Origin of the sequence: Streptomyces sp. NPDC037389, from assembly GCF_040636475.1 — a bacterium.
Taxonomy (GTDB): Bacteria; Actinomycetota; Actinomycetes; order Streptomycetales; family Streptomycetaceae; genus Streptomyces; species Streptomyces hesseae.
This window is the reverse complement of sequence record NZ_JBEZUS010000012.1, coordinates 156,584-171,647: the sequence shown is the minus strand read 5'-3', so window position 1 is coordinate 171,647 and position 15,064 is coordinate 156,584. Positions and strand designations below refer to the sequence as shown.

At 71.4% G+C, this 15,064-nt stretch carries 15 protein-coding genes; 5 read left to right on the top strand and 10 right to left on the bottom strand.

The window, feature by feature from the left end; translation table 11 throughout:
• The first annotated feature begins 153 nt into the window (after nt 1-153).
• The gene (locus AB0E98_RS25815) at nt 154-1,494 is read left to right on the top strand and encodes a UDP-glucose/GDP-mannose dehydrogenase family protein (protein WP_361706777.1); all 1,341 of its coding nucleotides are present in this window, start codon (nt 154-156) and stop codon (nt 1,492-1,494) included.
• A gap of 40 nt (nt 1,495-1,534) precedes the next feature.
• On the opposite strand, the gene AB0E98_RS25810 is transcribed toward AB0E98_RS25815, so the two are convergent.
• The 3 genes from AB0E98_RS25810 to AB0E98_RS25800 are packed head-to-tail and all read right to left on the bottom strand — an operon-like array spanning nt 1,535 to nt 4,454.
• The gene (locus AB0E98_RS25810) at nt 1,535-2,731 is read right to left on the bottom strand and encodes a dipeptidase (protein ID WP_361706774.1); all 1,197 of its coding nucleotides are present in this window, start codon (nt 2,729-2,731) and stop codon (nt 1,535-1,537) included.
• Complete coding sequence (gene purE, locus AB0E98_RS25805; RefSeq protein WP_361706771.1) at nt 2,728-3,261, bottom strand: 5-(carboxyamino)imidazole ribonucleotide mutase; 534 nt, start codon at nt 3,259-3,261, stop codon at nt 2,728-2,730. The genes AB0E98_RS25810 and purE overlap by 4 nt, the downstream gene beginning before the upstream one ends.
• Complete coding sequence (locus AB0E98_RS25800) at nt 3,258-4,454, bottom strand: 5-(carboxyamino)imidazole ribonucleotide synthase (protein WP_361706768.1); 1,197 nt, start codon at nt 4,452-4,454, stop codon at nt 3,258-3,260. The genes purE and AB0E98_RS25800 overlap by 4 nt, the downstream gene beginning before the upstream one ends.
• A gap of 153 nt (nt 4,455-4,607) precedes the next feature.
• Between AB0E98_RS25800 and AB0E98_RS25795 the strand changes: the two genes are divergently transcribed.
• Nucleotides 4,608-5,120, top strand: coding sequence for a GtrA family protein (locus AB0E98_RS25795; protein ID WP_361706765.1), 513 nt, complete (start codon nt 4,608-4,610; stop codon nt 5,118-5,120).
• 64 nt (nt 5,121-5,184) lie between these two features.
• Here AB0E98_RS25795 and AB0E98_RS25790 read toward each other — a convergent pair whose 3' ends face one another.
• On the bottom strand, nt 5,185-6,429 hold the full coding sequence (locus tag AB0E98_RS25790) for an ATP-binding protein (RefSeq protein WP_361706763.1): 1,245 nt from the start codon (nt 6,427-6,429) through the stop codon (nt 5,185-5,187).
• Nucleotides 6,430-6,502: 73 nt separating this feature from the next.
• Nucleotides 6,503-7,183: a response regulator transcription factor gene (locus tag AB0E98_RS25785; protein ID WP_126914456.1), complete on the bottom strand. Its 681-nt coding sequence runs from the start codon at nt 7,181-7,183 to the stop codon at nt 6,503-6,505.
• Between the two features lie 471 nt (nt 7,184-7,654).
• Here AB0E98_RS25785 and AB0E98_RS25780 point away from each other — a divergent pair, with 471 nt between their 5' ends.
• Complete coding sequence (locus tag AB0E98_RS25780; protein ID WP_361706759.1) at nt 7,655-9,190, top strand: oligopeptide:H+ symporter; 1,536 nt, start codon at nt 7,655-7,657, stop codon at nt 9,188-9,190.
• An 81-nt stretch (nt 9,191-9,271) separates the two neighbouring features.
• On the opposite strand, the gene AB0E98_RS25775 is transcribed toward AB0E98_RS25780, so the two are convergent.
• The 5 genes from AB0E98_RS25775 to AB0E98_RS25755 form a co-directional block, all read right to left on the bottom strand.
• Entirely contained in the window at nt 9,272-10,249 is a 978-nt protein-coding gene (locus AB0E98_RS25775) for a hypothetical protein (RefSeq protein WP_361706876.1), read from the bottom strand.
• Between the two features lie 29 nt (nt 10,250-10,278).
• On the bottom strand, nt 10,279-11,157 hold the full coding sequence (locus AB0E98_RS25770) for a hypothetical protein (RefSeq protein WP_361706756.1): 879 nt from the start codon (nt 11,155-11,157) through the stop codon (nt 10,279-10,281).
• 59 nt (nt 11,158-11,216) lie between these two features.
• Nucleotides 11,217-12,098 carry an LPXTG cell wall anchor domain-containing protein gene (locus AB0E98_RS25765; RefSeq protein WP_361706874.1) on the bottom strand — a complete coding sequence of 294 codons (882 nt, stop codon included), beginning with the start codon at nt 12,096-12,098 and terminating at the stop codon, nt 11,217-11,219.
• Nucleotides 12,099-12,286: 188 nt separating this feature from the next.
• Nucleotides 12,287-12,781 carry an ATP-binding protein gene (locus tag AB0E98_RS25760; protein ID WP_361706753.1) on the bottom strand — a complete coding sequence of 165 codons (495 nt, stop codon included), beginning with the start codon at nt 12,779-12,781 and terminating at the stop codon, nt 12,287-12,289.
• A gap of 143 nt (nt 12,782-12,924) precedes the next feature.
• Entirely contained in the window at nt 12,925-13,293 is a 369-nt protein-coding gene (locus AB0E98_RS25755) for an STAS domain-containing protein (protein ID WP_361706750.1), read from the bottom strand.
• Nucleotides 13,294-13,539: 246 nt separating this feature from the next.
• On the opposite strand from AB0E98_RS25755, the gene AB0E98_RS25750 reads away from it, so the two are divergent.
• Together AB0E98_RS25750 and AB0E98_RS25745 are read left to right on the top strand one after the other, a co-directional pair.
• Nucleotides 13,540-14,478 (top strand): RNA polymerase sigma factor SigF, encoded by a 939-nt coding sequence (locus tag AB0E98_RS25750; protein WP_361706748.1) that lies wholly within the window; start codon nt 13,540-13,542, stop codon nt 14,476-14,478.
• A gap of 210 nt (nt 14,479-14,688) precedes the next feature.
• Nucleotides 14,689-15,054 carry a hypothetical protein gene (locus tag AB0E98_RS25745; RefSeq protein WP_361706746.1) on the top strand — a complete coding sequence of 122 codons (366 nt, stop codon included), beginning with the start codon at nt 14,689-14,691 and terminating at the stop codon, nt 15,052-15,054.
• The last annotated feature ends 10 nt before the right edge of the window (nt 15,055-15,064 follow it).

Here is a 15,064-nt window from a genome sequence, read left to right as displayed (position 1 = left end):
GCACTTCGGAGGAGGACCACGTGAGCTTGCCGACAACCCGTGATCTCCCCGAGATCCTTCCCGGGCGGGCCCCGACTATGCTCGGGCAACGCAATCAGGCCGTCGGCCCGCACGCGGGCCGGCCGTCAGCACCGCACAGCAATGGAGCACCGCATGGCCCTCAGGATCACCGTGATCGGCACCGGCTACCTCGGCGCCACCCACGCCGCGGCCATGGCCGAGCTGGGCTTCGAGGTGCTGGGTCTCGACGTGGTCCCCGAGAAGATCGAGACGCTCGCGCGCGGCGAGGTCCCGATGTACGAGCCGGGGCTGGAGGAGCTGCTGCGCAAGCACGTCGCCGGCATCGAGGGCTCGACCGGACGGCTGCGCTTCACGACCTCCTGGGAGGAGGTCGGCGAGTTCGGCGACGTCCACTTCGTCTGTGTGAACACCCCGCAGAAGCACGGTGAGTACGCCTGCGACATGTCCTACGTCGACAGCGCCTTCACCTCGCTCGCCGCGCACCTGCGCCGTCCCGTGCTGGTCGTCGGCAAGTCGACCGTGCCGGTCGGCAGCGCGGGCCGGCTCGCGGAGCTGCTCACGGAGCTGGCCCCGGCCGGCAAGGACGTGGAGCTCGCCTGGAACCCGGAGTTCCTGCGCGAGGGCTTCGCCGTCCAGGACACCCTCCACCCCGACCGCATCGTCGTCGGCGTCGCGGGCGAGCGCGGCGAGAAGCTGCTCCGCGAGGTCTACGCGACGCCGGTCGGCGAGGGCACGCCCTTCGTGGTCGCCGACTACCCGACCGCCGAGCTGGTGAAGACCGCCGCCAACTCCTTCCTCGCCACGAAGATCTCCTTCATCAACGCCATGGCCGAGGTCTGCGAGGCCGCCGACGGCGACGTCGTGAAGCTGGCGGAGGCCATCGGGCACGACGACCGCATCGGCAAGAAGTTCCTGCGCGCGGGCGTCGGTTTCGGTGGCGGCTGCCTGCCGAAGGACATCCGCGCCTTCATGGCCCGCGCGGGCGAGCTGGGCGCCGACCAGGCCCTGACCTTCCTCCGCGAGGTCGACTCCATCAACATGCGCCGCCGCTCCCACATGGTCGAGCTGGCGCGGGAGGCCGTGGGCGGCGGCTTCCTGGGCCGCCGCGTCGCGGTGCTGGGAGCCACGTTCAAGCCGGACTCGGACGACGTCCGGGACTCCCCCGCGCTCAACGTCGCCGGCCAGATCCACCTCCAGGGCGGCCAGGTGACGGTCCACGACCCCAAGGGCATGGACAACGCCCGCCGCCTCTTCCCGACGCTCGCCTACGCCGACAGCGCCCTGGAGGCCTGCCGGGGTGCGCACGTGGTGCTCCACCTCACGGAGTGGGGCGAGTACCGGCAGCTCGACCCGGCGGTGGTCGGCGCCGTGGTGGCGGAGCGCCACGTGATCGACGGCCGCAACGCGCTGGACGCCGCGCGCTGGCGTTCGGAGGGCTGGACGTTCCGGGCGCTGGGCCGCCCGAAGGCGTAGTTCTTTTCCGGGGGGGCGGAGCCCCCCCGGGCCCCCGTCCTCAGCCGTCCAGCTGGTCGATCGTCGCGATCGACGGCCCCCGCTTCGCGGAGACCTCCCGCGCGACCGCTTCCGCGTCGCGCAGGACGCGCGTCGCGTTCTGCCACGTCAGCTTGGCCAGGTCCGCCTCGGACCAGCCCCGGCGCAGGAGTTCCGCGATCAGGTTCGGGTAGCCGGAGACGTCGGCGAGGTCGGCCGGGGTGAAGGCCGTGCCGTCGAAGTCGCCGCCGATGCCGATGTGGTCGACGCCGGCGACCTCGCGCATGTGGTCGAGGTGGTCGGCGACCGTCGCGGCCGTGGCCACCGGGCGCGGGTGCTCCGCCTCGAAGGCGTGGTGGACGGCCATGCCCTCGGCGGTGGTGTCGAGGTGGTGGAAGCCGTGGGCGCGCATGTTCTCGTCGGCGGACCGGGTCCAGGCGACGGCCTCCGGCAGGACGAACTTCGGGACGAACGTGGCCATGGCCACGCCGCCGTTCGCGGCGAGCGCGCCGAGGACGTCGTCCGGGATGTTGCGGGGGTGGTCGCAGACCGCGCGGGCCGAGGAGTGCGAGAAGATCACCGGCGCCTCGCTGACCCGCAGGGCGTCCCTCATCGTGCCGGCCGAGACGTGCGAGAGGTCGACGAGCATGCCGAGGCGGTTCATCTCGCGGACGACCTCCTCGCCGAAGCGCGTCAGTCCGCCCGCCGCCGGCTCGTCGGTCGCCGAGTCCGCCCACGGGATGTTGTCGTTGTGAGTGAGCGTCATGTAGCGGACGCCGAGGCGGTGGAGGGCGCGCAGGGTGGCCAGCGAGCAGTTGATGCTGTGTCCGCCCTCGGCGCCCATCAGCGAGGCGATGCGCCCCTCGGCGCGGGCGGCCTCCATGTCGTCGGCCGTCAGGGCGAGCCGCAGCTCGCCGGGGTGGCGGTCGACGAGCTGCCGTACGACGTCGATCTGTTCCAGCGTGGCGCTGACCGCCTCGTCGCCGGCCATGTCCGTGCGCACGTACACCGACCAGAACTGCGCGCCGACGCCGCCCGCGCGCATCCGGGGCAGGTCGGTGTGGAGCCCGGCGGCGCTCTGGTCGGTGGCGATGTCGCGCTGGTCGAGGTCGTAGCGGACCTGCTGGCGCAGGGCCCAGGGGAGGTCGTTGTGGCCGTCGACGACGGGGTGCGCGGCGAGCAGCTCGCGGGCGCGGATCAGTTCGTCCACGGTGCTCACTTCCCGAATCCGAAGCCGGTGGCGCCCCCGACCTTGGCGCGCAGGCGCTTGCCCTTCTCGGTGGCCTGGTCGTTGAGCTCGTCCTGGAAGCGGCGCATCCGCTCCAGCAGCTTCTCGTCGTGGGCGGCGAGCATCCGGACGGCCAGCAGGCCGGCGTTGCGGGCGCCCGCGACGGAGACGGTGGCGACGGGGACGCCGGCGGGCATCTGGACGATGGAGAGGAGCGAGTCCATGCCGTCGAGGTACTTCAGCGGCACGGGCACGCCGATCACCGGCAGCGGGGTGACCGAGGCGAGCATGCCGGGCAGGTGGGCCGCGCCGCCCGCGCCCGCGATGATCGCCTTGAGGCCGCGGCCGGCGGCCAGCTCCCCGTACTCGATCATCTCGCGCGGCATCCGGTGCGCGGAGACGACGTCGACCTCGTAGGGGATCTCGAACTCGTCCAGGGCCTTGGCGGCGGCTTCCATGACGGGCCAGTCGGAGTCCGAGCCCATGACGATGCCGATGAGGGGGGAGCCGGGAGAACTCATTCCGTGATCGTTCCTCGCAGGTATCCGGCGGCGTGCGCGGCGCGCTCGCGCACGTCCGCCAGGTCGTCGCCGTAGGTGTTGACGTGTCCGACCTTGCGGCCGGGCTTCACGTCCTTGCCATACATATGGATCTTCAGGCCGGGGTCGCGCGCCATGCAATGCAGGTACGCGTAATACATGTCCGGATAGTCGCCGCCGAGAACATTGGCCATCACGGTCCACTTGGCGCGGGGGCGCGGGTCGCCGAGCGGCAGGTCCAGTACGGCCCGGACGTGGTTGGCGAACTGCGAGGTGATCGCGCCGTCCTGGGTCCAGTGGCCGGAGTTGTGGGGGCGCATCGCGAGCTCGTTGACGAGCACCCGGCCGTCGCCGGTCTCGAAGAGCTCCACGGCGAGGTGGCCGACCACGCCCAGTTCCTTGGCGATGCGCAGGGCGAGCTCCTGGGCGTGCGCGGAGAGCTCGTCGGACAGGCCGGGCGCGGGGGCGATGACCGTGTCGCAGACGCCGTCGACCTGTACGGACTCCACGACGGGGTAGGAGACGGCCTGGCCGTGCGGGGAGCGGACCACGTTGGCCGCGAGCTCGCGGACGAAGTCGACCTTCTCCTCGGCGAGCACGGGCACGCCCGCCCGGAAGGGCTCCGCCGCTTCCTTGGCGTCGCGGACGACCCAGACGCCCTTGCCGTCGTAGCCGCCGCGCACGGTCTTGAGGACGACGGGGAAGCCCTCGCCTTCGGCGGCGAAGCGCTCGACGTCGGCGGGGTCCGCCACGAGGCGGTGCCGGGGGCACGGCACCCCGATCGCGTCGAGCTTGGCGCGCATCACACCCTTGTCCTGGGCGTGCACCAAAGCGTCGGGCCCCGGGCGGACGGGGATGCCGTCCGCTTCCAGGGCCCGGAGGTGCTCGGTCGGAACATGCTCGTGATCGAAGGTGATCACATCGCAGCCTTGTGCGAACGCACGAAGGGTGTCCAGGTCGCGGTAGTCGCCGATGACGACTTCGCTCACCACCTGGGCCGCCGAGTCCTGAGGGGTATCGCTGAGCAGCTTGAACCTGATGCCGAGGGGGATGCCCGCCTCGTGGGTCATACGGGCGAGCTGACCGCCACCGACCATGCCGACTACCGGGAACGTCACTCCCCCAGAGTATCCGTACGTACGAACCACTCCGACCCCTCCTGGAGGATCCTCCAAGCTCGGAGGCTGTCGTTCCGGTGTCATGGGGACGGCATGGGGACGGCATGGGGACGGCACGGAGGCGGAATCAAAGCGGCAAAACCGGGCGTTCGCCGTTCGTTCACCGACTCTCCGGACGGGCTCCTCCGCGGGCTCGTTAGCATGAAGACCATGACTCAACGGCGCACAGTGCGTTCCCGGCTGGAGCGGCTGGCCCGCGAAATCGCGAAATTCGGCGCCGTGGGCGCCGTCGGATTCGTGGTCAACTTCATCGTCTTCAACATCTGCGTCCACGGCTTCGGGCTGGCCGTCGTGCGCTCGGGCGTCATCGCCACGGCCGTGGCGATCGCCGCGAACTACGTCGGCAACCGCTACTGGACCTACCGCGACACGGACAAGAACCGGCGCAGCCGTGAGCTCACCCTGTTCCTGCTCTTCAGCGGCGTCGGCCTGGTGATCGAGAACGGCATACTCGCCTTCTCCCACTACGGCATGGACCTGACCAGCCCGCTCGCCGACAACATCGCCAAGAACGTCGTCGGCCTCGGCATCGGCACGGTCTTCCGCTTCTGGTCGTACCGCTCCTGGGTGTTCCGCGCGATGCCCGCCCGCGACGCCGTCCAGGCCGCCGAATCGTTCCTGGCGGAGGCGCCCGAGCAGGAGCGGGTCAGAGCCGCGAACTAGTTCAGTCGTCTTGGTCCTCCCCCGGACTCCGTCCGGGAGGTGCCCCCACGCGGCTCAGGCCCCTCTAGTCCATTTGATCCGCTTCGCGGCTCAGGAAGAGCGCGAAAACCGGCGGCTGCTGCTGGAGGAGCTCCAGCCGGCCGCCGTCCGCCTCCGCGAGATCGCGGGCGACGGCCAGGCCCAGGCCCGTGGAGTTACGGCCGCTGACCGTCCGCTCGAAGACCCGCGAGCCCAGATCGGCCGGCACGCCCGGCCCCTCGTCGGAGACCTCCACGACCGCCTGGTTGCCGGTGACCCGGGTGCGCAGGGCGACGGTGCCGTCCCCGTGCATCAGGGAGTTCTCGATCAGCGTCGCCAGCACCTGGGAGACCGCGCCCGGCGTGCCCACCGCGCGCAGCCCCTGCTTGCCGGAGCGGACCACGGCCCGGCCCGTGGCGCGGGCGGCGGGCCGCCACTCCTCGATCTGCTGCTTGATGACCTCGTCGAGGTCGAAGGTGACCGCGGACCCGGTCTGCGGGTCGCGGGAGTTCGTCAGCAGCCGCTGGACGACGTCGGTGAGCCGCTCCACCTGGGTGAGGGCGATCATCGCCTCCTCCTTGACCGTCTCCGGGTCGTCGGTGAGCGTGATCTCCTCCAGCCGCATCGACAGCGCGGTCAGCGGCGTCCGCAGCTGGTGCGAGGCGTCGGCGGCCAGCCGCCGCTCCGCCGTGAGCATGCGCGCGATCCGTTCGGCGCTCGCGTCCAGGACATCGGCGACCCGGTCGAGCTCGGGGACGCTGTAGCGGCGGTGCCGGGGGCGGGGGTCGCCGGAGCCCAGCCGTTCGGCGGTCTCGGCGAGGTCGATGAGCGGGGCGGTGAGCCGGTTGGCCTGGCGTACGGCCAGGAACACGGCGGCGATCACCGCCAGCAGGGCCACCGCGAGGATCACCAGCAGGGTGCGGCCGATCTCCCGGCTGACCGTGCTGCGGGACTCCTCGACCCGCACCGTCTCACCCTGCTCGCCCTTCAGCGTCGTGGTGATGACGCCGCCCTCGGGCCGGCTGCCGATCTCGATCGGCTGCCGGCCGGGGATGTCGACCCGGGCGTACCGGTTGGGGGTGATCTGATCGCTCAGCACCTCCGACTCCACGCGCTCGTGCCCGGCGAGCCGGCTGTCGACGATCGCCACCAGCCGGACGGCCTCGGACTGCACGCTCTCCTGCGCGCTGTTCTCGATCGTCCGGGTCTCGACGATGACCAGCGAGATCCCGAAGACCGCGATCACGACGAGCACGACGGCGAGCGTGGAGTTGATCAGTCGGCGGCGCACGGTGTCCTCCGGGCGGGGGTGGATCAGATCAGGCCCGGCAGGTGGCGGTCCCGGGGCGGCTTGAGACTCTCGGTCAGCTCTTCTCGAAGCGGAAACCGACACCGCGCACGGTGGCGATGTAGCGCGGGTTGGCGGCGTCGTCGCCGAGCTTCTTGCGCAGCCAGGAGATGTGCATGTCCAGGGTCTTGGTGGAGGACCACCAAGTGGTGTCCCAGACCTCGCGCATCAGCTGGTCACGGGTGACGACCCGGCCGGCGTCCCGTACCAGGACCCGCAGCAGGTCGAACTCCTTCGCGGTGAGCTGGAGTTCCTCGTCGCCCATCCAGGCGCGGTGCGACTCGACGTCGATCCGCACGCCGTGCGTGGCGGGCGGCTGCTGGTGGGCCTCGACGGTGCCGCGGCGCAGCAGCGCCCGGACCCGCGCCAGCAGTTCGGCCAGGCGGAAGGGCTTGGTGACGTAGTCGTCGGCGCCGGCGTCCAGCCCGACCACGGTGTCCACCTCGTCGGCGCGGGCGGTGAGCACGAGCACGGGGAAGCCGTGCCCCTCGTTGCGCAGTCTGCGGCAGACCTCGAGGCCGTCCATGCCGGGCAGCCCGAGGTCGAGGACGAGCAGGTCCACCCCTCCTTGCAGGCCGGCGTCCAGGGCCGTGGGACCGTCTTCGCGCACCTCCACCTCGTACCCTTCGCGGCGCAGGGCGCGCGCGAGCGGCTCCGAGATGGAGGCGTCATCCTCGGCGAGCAGTACTCGGGTCATGGGCTGATGGTAGTCCGCGCGGGCGCACGTCAGCGGCGGGCCGAGTGCTACCTACGGCAACACTTCACCGAAAGTGCTACCACCATCGAAAGGAAGGATTCGGTTCCGGAATCGACTGTGATCCATGTCTCAACACCTTCCATGGCCGGGCGGGGTGTGACGTATGGTGACCCGACATCTGTAGCACTACCGAGGGACCTTCGGGACATCCGACGAGCCGAAGGTCTCTGTTGTGCGCAGGGCTGGTGCTCCAGCCTTGTTCCACAGTGTTTGACCTGTCGGCCGGGTCCGCCGCGCGAAGATGCGCGGGGGGCGTGGATCCCGGCATACGGCCGTCCCGCGACTCCTCCCAGCGAGGAGCCGCACCCCAGGGGAGTGGGGGGACGGCGTCAGTAGCCGGTGCCGGCCAACCCCTCACCCGGGCGCGCGTCCTCCGGACCACCGCGCGTCCCGAGCACCCTAGGAATGACCATGGCGTCCAGCCTGACGAAGGACGCGGCGGAGCAGGAGAAGACCTCTCCGACCTCGCGCGGCATGACCTTCTTCGGCCACCCCTTCGGCCTGGCCCCGCTCTTCTTGACCGAAATGTGGGAGCGCTTCTCCTACTACGGCATGCGGGCCCTGCTCGTCGTCTACCTGATCGCCGGCGGCCCCGACGCCAAGCCCGGCAGCCAGGGCGGCGGTCTCCATATGCCCGAGGCCAGCGCGGTGGCGATCTACTCCATCTACGTGGCCATGGTGTACCTGCTCGCCATGCCCGGTGGCTGGTTCGGCGACCGCGTATGGGGTCCCCGCAAGACGGTCACCATCGCGGCCGGCACCATCATGGCGGGCCACCTGCTCCTGGCCGTTCCCGGCAAGCCGACCTTCTTCGCCGGTCTCGCGCTGGTGGCGATCGGCTCCGGTCTGCTGAAGTCCAACATCTCCACGATGGTGGGCCACCTCTACGACGGCCCCACGGACCCGCGCCGGGACGGCGGCTTCACGCTGTTCTACATCGGCATCAACCTGGGCGCCTTCTTCGCGCCGCTGGTCATCGGCACCATCGGCCAGGAAGTCAACTGGCACCTGGGCTTCGGCATCGCCGCCGCCGGTATGGCGATCGGCCTGCTGATCTTCCTCTGGGGCACCCGCCACCTGGACCCGAAGAGCAGCGTCGTCCCGACGCCGCTGTCGGCCGAGGAGCGCAAGAAGACCCTCACCAAGGCCGCCATCTGGCTGGGTGTCGCGGTGGTCTTCTACGGCATCGTGGGCGGCGCCGGCGTCTTCACCCTCAACTGGGCCCTGGTCCCGATCACCCTGCTGGGCCTGATCATCCCGATCACCGTCCTGGCGCGCATCAAGCGCGACAAGGACCTGACGGACTCCGAGCAGACCAAGGTCAGCGGCTACATCTGGTTCTTCGTCGCCGCCGCGGCCTTCTGGATGATCTTCGACCAGGCCGGTTCGACGATGTCGACCTTCGCCGAGAAGAAGACCGCCGACAGCGTTTTCGGCTTCAGCTTCCCGTCGACCTGGTTCCAGTCGGTCAACCCGCTGTGGGTCATGGCGCTCGCCCCGGTCTTCGCCTGGCTGTGGGTGTTCCTGGCCCGCCGTAACAGCGAGCCCAGCACCACGGTGAAGTTCTCCATGGCGATGGTGCTCATCGGCGCCTCGTTCTTCGTCTTCGCCGTCCCGATGGGCATGGCGAGCGACGGCACCAAGGTCAGCCCGGCCTGGCTGCTGATGATCTACATGATCCAGACCATGGGTGAGCTGTGCCTCTCCCCGGTGGGTCTGTCGCTCACCACGAAGATGGCGCCGAAGAAGTACGCGAGCCAGATGCTGGGCGTGTGGTTCCTCGCCGTCACCGCCGGTGACTGCACGACGGGCCTGCTCTCCATCGCCGGTGTGGACATGAACGGCACCGGCACGATCGTGTTCCAGGCCGCGCTCTGCACCCTCGCGGGTGGCGCGGTGTGGATGTACCGCAAGCGGATCATCGCCCTGATGGGTGACGTCCACTGACGCCGGTCCATTGACGGACATGCGAAAGCCCCCGGCACGGGAACGTGCCGGGGGCTTTCGCGTCCCCCGTTCCGCCGTCCGTCAGCCGGGGGGAGCGCCGGGGCCCGGCCCCCTGGGGTCGGCCTCCGGGGTGAACCACGGGAGCGGGCCCTCGCGGGCCGCCGCACCGGCCATGACGGCCGTGGTGGCGGGCGGACGGGGACGGACGTGGTCCACGACCGCCATGCCCGCGCGGAAGACCGCCAGCGGGACGACCACGCCCAGCAGGGTCCAGAAGAGCGTCACCCCCCAGGGCCGGCTCACGTCCCACGGCTGCTCGACGAGCACCTTGCCGCCGTACTCGAGCGAGACGAGGTAGTCGCCGTACGCGCCCGCCGCCAGCTCCACGTCCAGCGTCACCCGCTCCTTGTGCCCGGGGGCCACCGTGCCGCGCCAGGGGTGGTCCTCCCAGACGGGGGCGAGCACCCCGCGCGAGGTGCCGAGCCGGAAGGCGGGGTTCTTGGCGGGGGTGGAGCCGAGGTTGGCGACGGTGACGACGAGCCTGCGGACGGGCGGGGCGCCGAACCACGTCAGCAGCCCGCCGGCCCCCTCCAGCCGGGCGTCTAGCACGCTGAGCCGCTCCCCGCCGCTCTGCTCCGGCAGGGGTGCGACCGGGTGCCCGGTGATGACCAGCGGGACGTCCGTCGCGGAGGAGTCGCCGGTGACGGCCGCCACATGGACGACACAGGGGCAGGGCTTGGGCGGCGCGGGGACGGGCACGTCCTTGCGGAAGGAGCCGTCGGCGCCGGTGGTGACTGCGCGACCGTCGGCGTTGGCACAGGCGTTGGTGCCGCCGATCATGTTCTGCCCGCAGACGAGCAGGGTGAGCAGCGCGCCGGCCGGCCAGCCCCTGCCGGTCACGGTGACCCGGCCGTCCCGGGGGACCTCGGAGCGGTCCACGGCGGCCTGGGGGGCGCCGTCGGCGAGGACCGGGGGCGCGGGGAAGGCGAGGAGCGGGAGCAGCGTGAGGAGCGCGGACAGTGCCAGGAGCGCTGCTCTTCGCCTCCAGGCGCCCTCCAGGGCGCTGCGGCGCCCTCCCGGCGGGCGGCTCACGAGCGGGCCGCCCGTCGGCGCCGTACGAGGCGTACGGCCGCCCCGGCCGCCACGAGCACGGCCGCCCCGGCGAGGACCGGGGCGAGCCAGGGCAGGGGCGTGTACGCGCCGGACGCGGCGGCCCGGGTGCCGTCCGGGGTGGTGGCGCTGACGCGCACCGCCACCCGGTCCAGACGCGGGGCCTCCGGCCACCGCTCCGCCAGCCGTACGCTCTCGCCGGGCGCCAGGGCGGCGGGGACTCCGGCCGCCTCGCGGCGCAGGACCTGCCCGAAGAGGCCCTCCGCCCGGATGGTCAGCCGGGGAGCGAGGGTGGTGTTGCCCCGGTTGACCAGGGCGTAGTGGATCACCGTGTCCCGGCCCGTGCCGCTGACCCGCACGTGCTCCACCGAGAGCGCGGCGAAGGCGGTCCCCGCGACCCGTACGGCCATGGGCACCCGGACCCGCCGGCCGTCCCCGGAGGCGGTCACGGCGGCGGAGCGGTCGCCGGGTGCCGTACCGGCCGGGACGGTCACGGTGAGGGGGACGTCCGCGCGGGTGCGGGGCGGCACGCTCACGCGCCCGGCGGCGAGGGAGATCCACGGGTCGCTGCCGCTCAGCTCGACCGTCAGACGCCGGTCGCCGGGGTTGACGACCGTCAGCTTGTCCTCCAGGACCGAGCCGGAGGCGCCTTCGAGGTAGAAGGACGACCGGTCCTCCGCCGTCGGCGCCTTCCTGCCGCCGGGGGCGGGCGCCGCCGTCCAGGACGGCCGGCTGTCGGTCGGGGCCGGGGCAGTCGGAGCCGGGGCGGTGGGCGTGGGCACGGCGAGCACCGAGGCGGCGCAGAGCAGCGCGGCGGCCCGGGCCCGGGAGTTCTTGGGGGTCGGTGGCGACGGCATCGGCGACGTCCGCGGCATCGGCGGCATCGGCGGCTCCCTGGGCGTGGGGGTGAGGGGGTTCAGCCGGCGCTGCGGCGCCTCCGGGTGAGCCAGAGGGTGCCGGCGAGGCCGGTGAGGAGCACGGTGCCGCCGAGGGTGGCGAGGGCGACGGCGGAATCGGAGGGCCCGGTCTGCGGGAGCTGACCGCCGCCGGTGGTGCCCGTGCCGCCGGTCGAACCGCCGGTCGTACCGCTGGTGGTCGAGCCGGTGGACCCGCCGGTCGTACCGGCCGTGGAGCCGCTGCTCGACCCGCCGGTCGACCCGGCCGACGATCCGCTCGTGGACCCAGCCGTGGACCCACTCGTCGAACCGCCCGTGGACCCGCTCGTCGATCCACTCGTCGAACCGCCAGTCGAACCGCTCGTGGAGCCGCCGGCCGTGGCCCCGCCCGTCGTCCCGCCCGGGTCCTTGACCTCAAGGGTGAGCGAGGGCTTGGGGTTGTTGGTGGGGGTGCAGGTGGTCGTGGTGCCCAGGGCGGAGATGGTGAGGACGGAGGCCGTGAAGGTGACCTGACCGCCCTTCTTGGGGGTGTACGTCCCCGACAAGTCGCTGATCTTGATGGGGGTGTTGGGCGGTATCGGCTGGTCGTTGGCGGGGCCGGAGACGTCGACCGTGCCGCTGTCCGCGCCGCCCACCTTGATCACGGCACTCGGCTTCATCGCGCCCTTGCCGAGCTCGATGGGGCTGGAGGAGACGCCCTTCTGGAAGGTCATGGTGAGCTTGTAGGCGTCACCGCTCGCCGTGGCCTTGATGTCGATGGGCGAGACCGCGCTGCGGTCCCCGATCGGTGTCTTGCACTGGTAGTTGACGTCGACGACCTCGGCCCGCGCGTCCGGCGCGACCAGCAGGAACGCGCCGCCGGTCAGAGCCGCCGAGACCGCGAGCGCGCCGGCGCGGCGCATGGGGTTGCGTAAGGTGCGGTACACCTGGGGTTCCCCTCTCGTCCGGTGCCGCCGCCGAGAATTGCTGACGGCACATCAGATCGGACGCCGAAGGTACGCCCGGGACGGTGGAGAGGGAAGACAAGGAACAGCCCGTTTGGGCCTTTGCCGCGGTCCTCACGAGGGTCCGGCCTTACGGCGGTCCGGCCTCAGGACGGTCCGGCCAGCTCCGCCCAGACAGTCTTGCCGACGCCGTCGGAGCGCCGGACGACCCCCCAGTCGAGGCAGAGCCGCTGGACGATGAACATGCCGTGGCCGCCGGGGCGGCCCGCGCGGTGCGGGGTCCGGGGGGCCGGGGTGCCGGTGCCGAGGTCGCTGACCTCCAGCCGGAGCACTTTGCCCGTACGGCTGACGCACAGTTGCTCGGGGCCGTCGGCGTGCAGGCAGGCGTTGGTGACCAGCTCGGAGACGACCAGCAGGACGTCCTCGGCGGCGGCCCGGTGGTCGGCGGAGGCCGCGGGGAGCCAGCCCCAGTCGTAGAGCGCCTGACGGGTGAAGTCACGGGAGAGCGGTACGGCGCCACCGACCCCGACGAGGCGCAGCCTGCGGGCCGCTTCCGCCGGGGCCGGTGAGCCGGCCGAGGCGGCGTCCCCCGCCTCCGGGCCGGGGCCGTCCGGCGGCGGGCACGCCCGGGTGGTGCTCATCAGCGCTTCACCTCACCGATTCACCGATACGAACACAAACATCTTCAATGGATTCAGCTGTCTCCTGCCCGGCCGGACCGTGAGAACACCCACGGATTCGACGCGGCGCCTGTGACACAGGCAACGGGGATTCCCGGCTCGGCTCAGTCGGCGAGCGCCGAGTCGAGCGTGTCGTGCAGGGTGAAGACGGCCCCGGCTCCCGTGATCTCGAACACCCGGGCGACGACGGGGGTCATCGCGGCCAGGTGGACGGCGCCTCCGGCGGCCTCGGCCTTGAGCCGGGCGCCGAGGAGGACGTTCAGGCCGGTCGAGTCGCAGAAGTCGAGCCGCGAGCAGTCGACGACGACGCGGGCGTCGCCGTCGCGTACACAGCCCTCCAGGGACTCGCGCAGCAATCCGGCCGTGTGGTGATCGAGCTCACCCGCGGGCGAGACGACCGAGCTCGCGCCCTCGCGCCGGACCTCCACTTGCAGTCGGCCCCTGCTCGGATTGCCGACCATCCCGCGATCCATGCGCTCCCGCTCCCCTTCATGCGCTCGTGGTGTGCTCGCGCTCCGCTGCCGAAACACTACGCCTTCCTTACGCAGCTCCGGAAGCCGAAGTTCCGCCAAACACTGACAGAATGGGACAAACCATACTTGCCAGGGAGTGGTGAAGACCGGTAGGGCTAGTAGGGACACATTCGCCACGGACGGCTTTGGAGGCGCCGCAAACCGCAGCAAAAGGGTCACGGCTTCGGCAGCCATATGCCGAGAATGATGGAGGAGACCATGTCACCCCGGCTCGACGAACAACGTCCCGGCACCTCGTGCGCCTCGTACGAGGGCCTCGCGACGGCCTCGTCGGCAACCCTGCCCGAGCGCGACGCCCCCGACACCCCCGATACCCCCGGACTCGCCGGGCTCCCGGAGATCCCCCCGTACGACGAGGTGGACGCGGTCGACGCGCGGGCCCTGTCCAAGACGCTCTTCGCCCGTCTCGCGTCGCTCGAAGAGGGCACCCACGACTACGCGTACGTCCGCAACACACTGGTCGAGCTGAATCTGGCCCTGGTGAAGTTCGCGGCCTCCCGGTTCCGCACCCGCAGCGAACCGATGGAGGACATCATCCAGGTCGGCACCATCGGTCTGATCAAGGCGATCGACCGGTTCGAGCTGACCCGCGGCGTGGAGTTCCCCACCTTCGCGATGCCGACGATCATCGGCGAGATCAAGCGCTTCTTCCGCGACACCAGCTGGTCCGTCCGGGTTCCCCGGCGACTCCAGGAGCTCCGCCTCGACCTGGCCAAGGCCGGCGACGAGCTCGCCCAGCAGCTGGACCGCGCCCCGACCGTCGCCGAGCTCGCCGAGCGGCTGGGCCTGACGGAGGACGAGGTCGTCGAGGGCATGGCCGCGAGCAACGCGTACACCGCGAGCTCGCTGGACGCCCAGGCCGACGAGGACGAGCCGGAGGGCTCCCTGTCGGACCGCATCGGCTACGAGGACCACGGCCTGGAGGGCATCGAGTTCATCGCGTCGCTCAAGCCCCTCATCGCCGAACTGCCGTACCGCGACCGCCACATCCTCTCCCTGCGGTTCGTGTCGAACCTGACGCAGTCGGAGATCGGCGAGGAACTGGGCATCTCCCAGATGCACGTCTCCCGGCTGCTGTCACGCACGCTGGTGCGGCTGCGGCGGGGGCTGCTGACCGAGGAATGACGCGTGGCCGCGCGCCGCGACCGCCACGACCGCCACGACCGTCATGTGTCCGTGCCGCATGGGACGACTCGTCCCATGCGGCACAGCGGCGCTTCACGGTGGTTTTTCGTGGCCGAAAACGTTCTCCTCAAAGGCTTCACATAAGCCATTGAATGTCCGTCATCGACGCCGATCACTCATCGGCGAATTTTCGACGGTCGGGAGACCCTCATGAGACGACTCCGCACCGCGGGTCTGGCCCTTCTCGGCGCGACGCTCTTCGCCTCCGTCGCGGCGAGCCCGGCCCAGGCGGCGCCGGGCGAGACCCGCACGGTGTGCGCCGACACGATGACCCCGGACGGCTGGGTCGACGTCAACTGGGGCACCAGCGCCTCGTGCCGCGCGACCGCCGGCCCCAACATCAAGATGATGAAGCAGCTCGACGGCCTCCCCGTCGGCACCCAGGTCAACGCCTGCGCCACGGCGTTCCCGCCGAAGGGCTGGACCAGGGTCCAGACCTACTACAGCGGCGGCTGCGTGGCCTTCATCAACTCGTCCTTCACGCCGAACGCGTGGCTGCTCCAGCGGGTGTCCTGACGGGAGCGCG

Coding starts and splice junctions, on each gene's coding strand:
- AB0E98_RS25770 (WP_361706756.1), bottom strand. CDS start 11,157: ATGCCGTCGCCACCGACCCCCAAGAACTCCCGGGCCCGGGCCGCCGCG.
- AB0E98_RS25785 (WP_126914456.1), bottom strand. CDS start 7,183: ATGACCCGAGTACTGCTCGCCGAGGATGACGCCTCCATCTCGGAGCCG.
- AB0E98_RS25750 (WP_361706748.1), top strand. CDS start 13,540: ATGGAGGAGACCATGTCACCCCGGCTCGACGAACAACGTCCCGGCACC.
- AB0E98_RS25755 (WP_361706750.1), bottom strand. CDS start 13,293: ATGGATCGCGGGATGGTCGGCAATCCGAGCAGGGGCCGACTGCAAGTG.
- AB0E98_RS25795 (WP_361706765.1), top strand. CDS start 4,608: ATGACTCAACGGCGCACAGTGCGTTCCCGGCTGGAGCGGCTGGCCCGC.
- AB0E98_RS25780 (WP_361706759.1), top strand. CDS start 7,655: ATGGCGTCCAGCCTGACGAAGGACGCGGCGGAGCAGGAGAAGACCTCT.
- AB0E98_RS25745 (WP_361706746.1), top strand. CDS start 14,689: ATGAGACGACTCCGCACCGCGGGTCTGGCCCTTCTCGGCGCGACGCTC.
- AB0E98_RS25765 (WP_361706874.1), bottom strand. CDS start 12,098: ATGCGCCGCGCCGGCGCGCTCGCGGTCTCGGCGGCTCTGACCGGCGGC.
- AB0E98_RS25760 (WP_361706753.1), bottom strand. CDS start 12,781: ATGAGCACCACCCGGGCGTGCCCGCCGCCGGACGGCCCCGGCCCGGAG.
- purE (WP_361706771.1), bottom strand. CDS start 3,261: ATGAGTTCTCCCGGCTCCCCCCTCATCGGCATCGTCATGGGCTCGGAC.
- AB0E98_RS25815 (WP_361706777.1), top strand. CDS start 154: ATGGCCCTCAGGATCACCGTGATCGGCACCGGCTACCTCGGCGCCACC.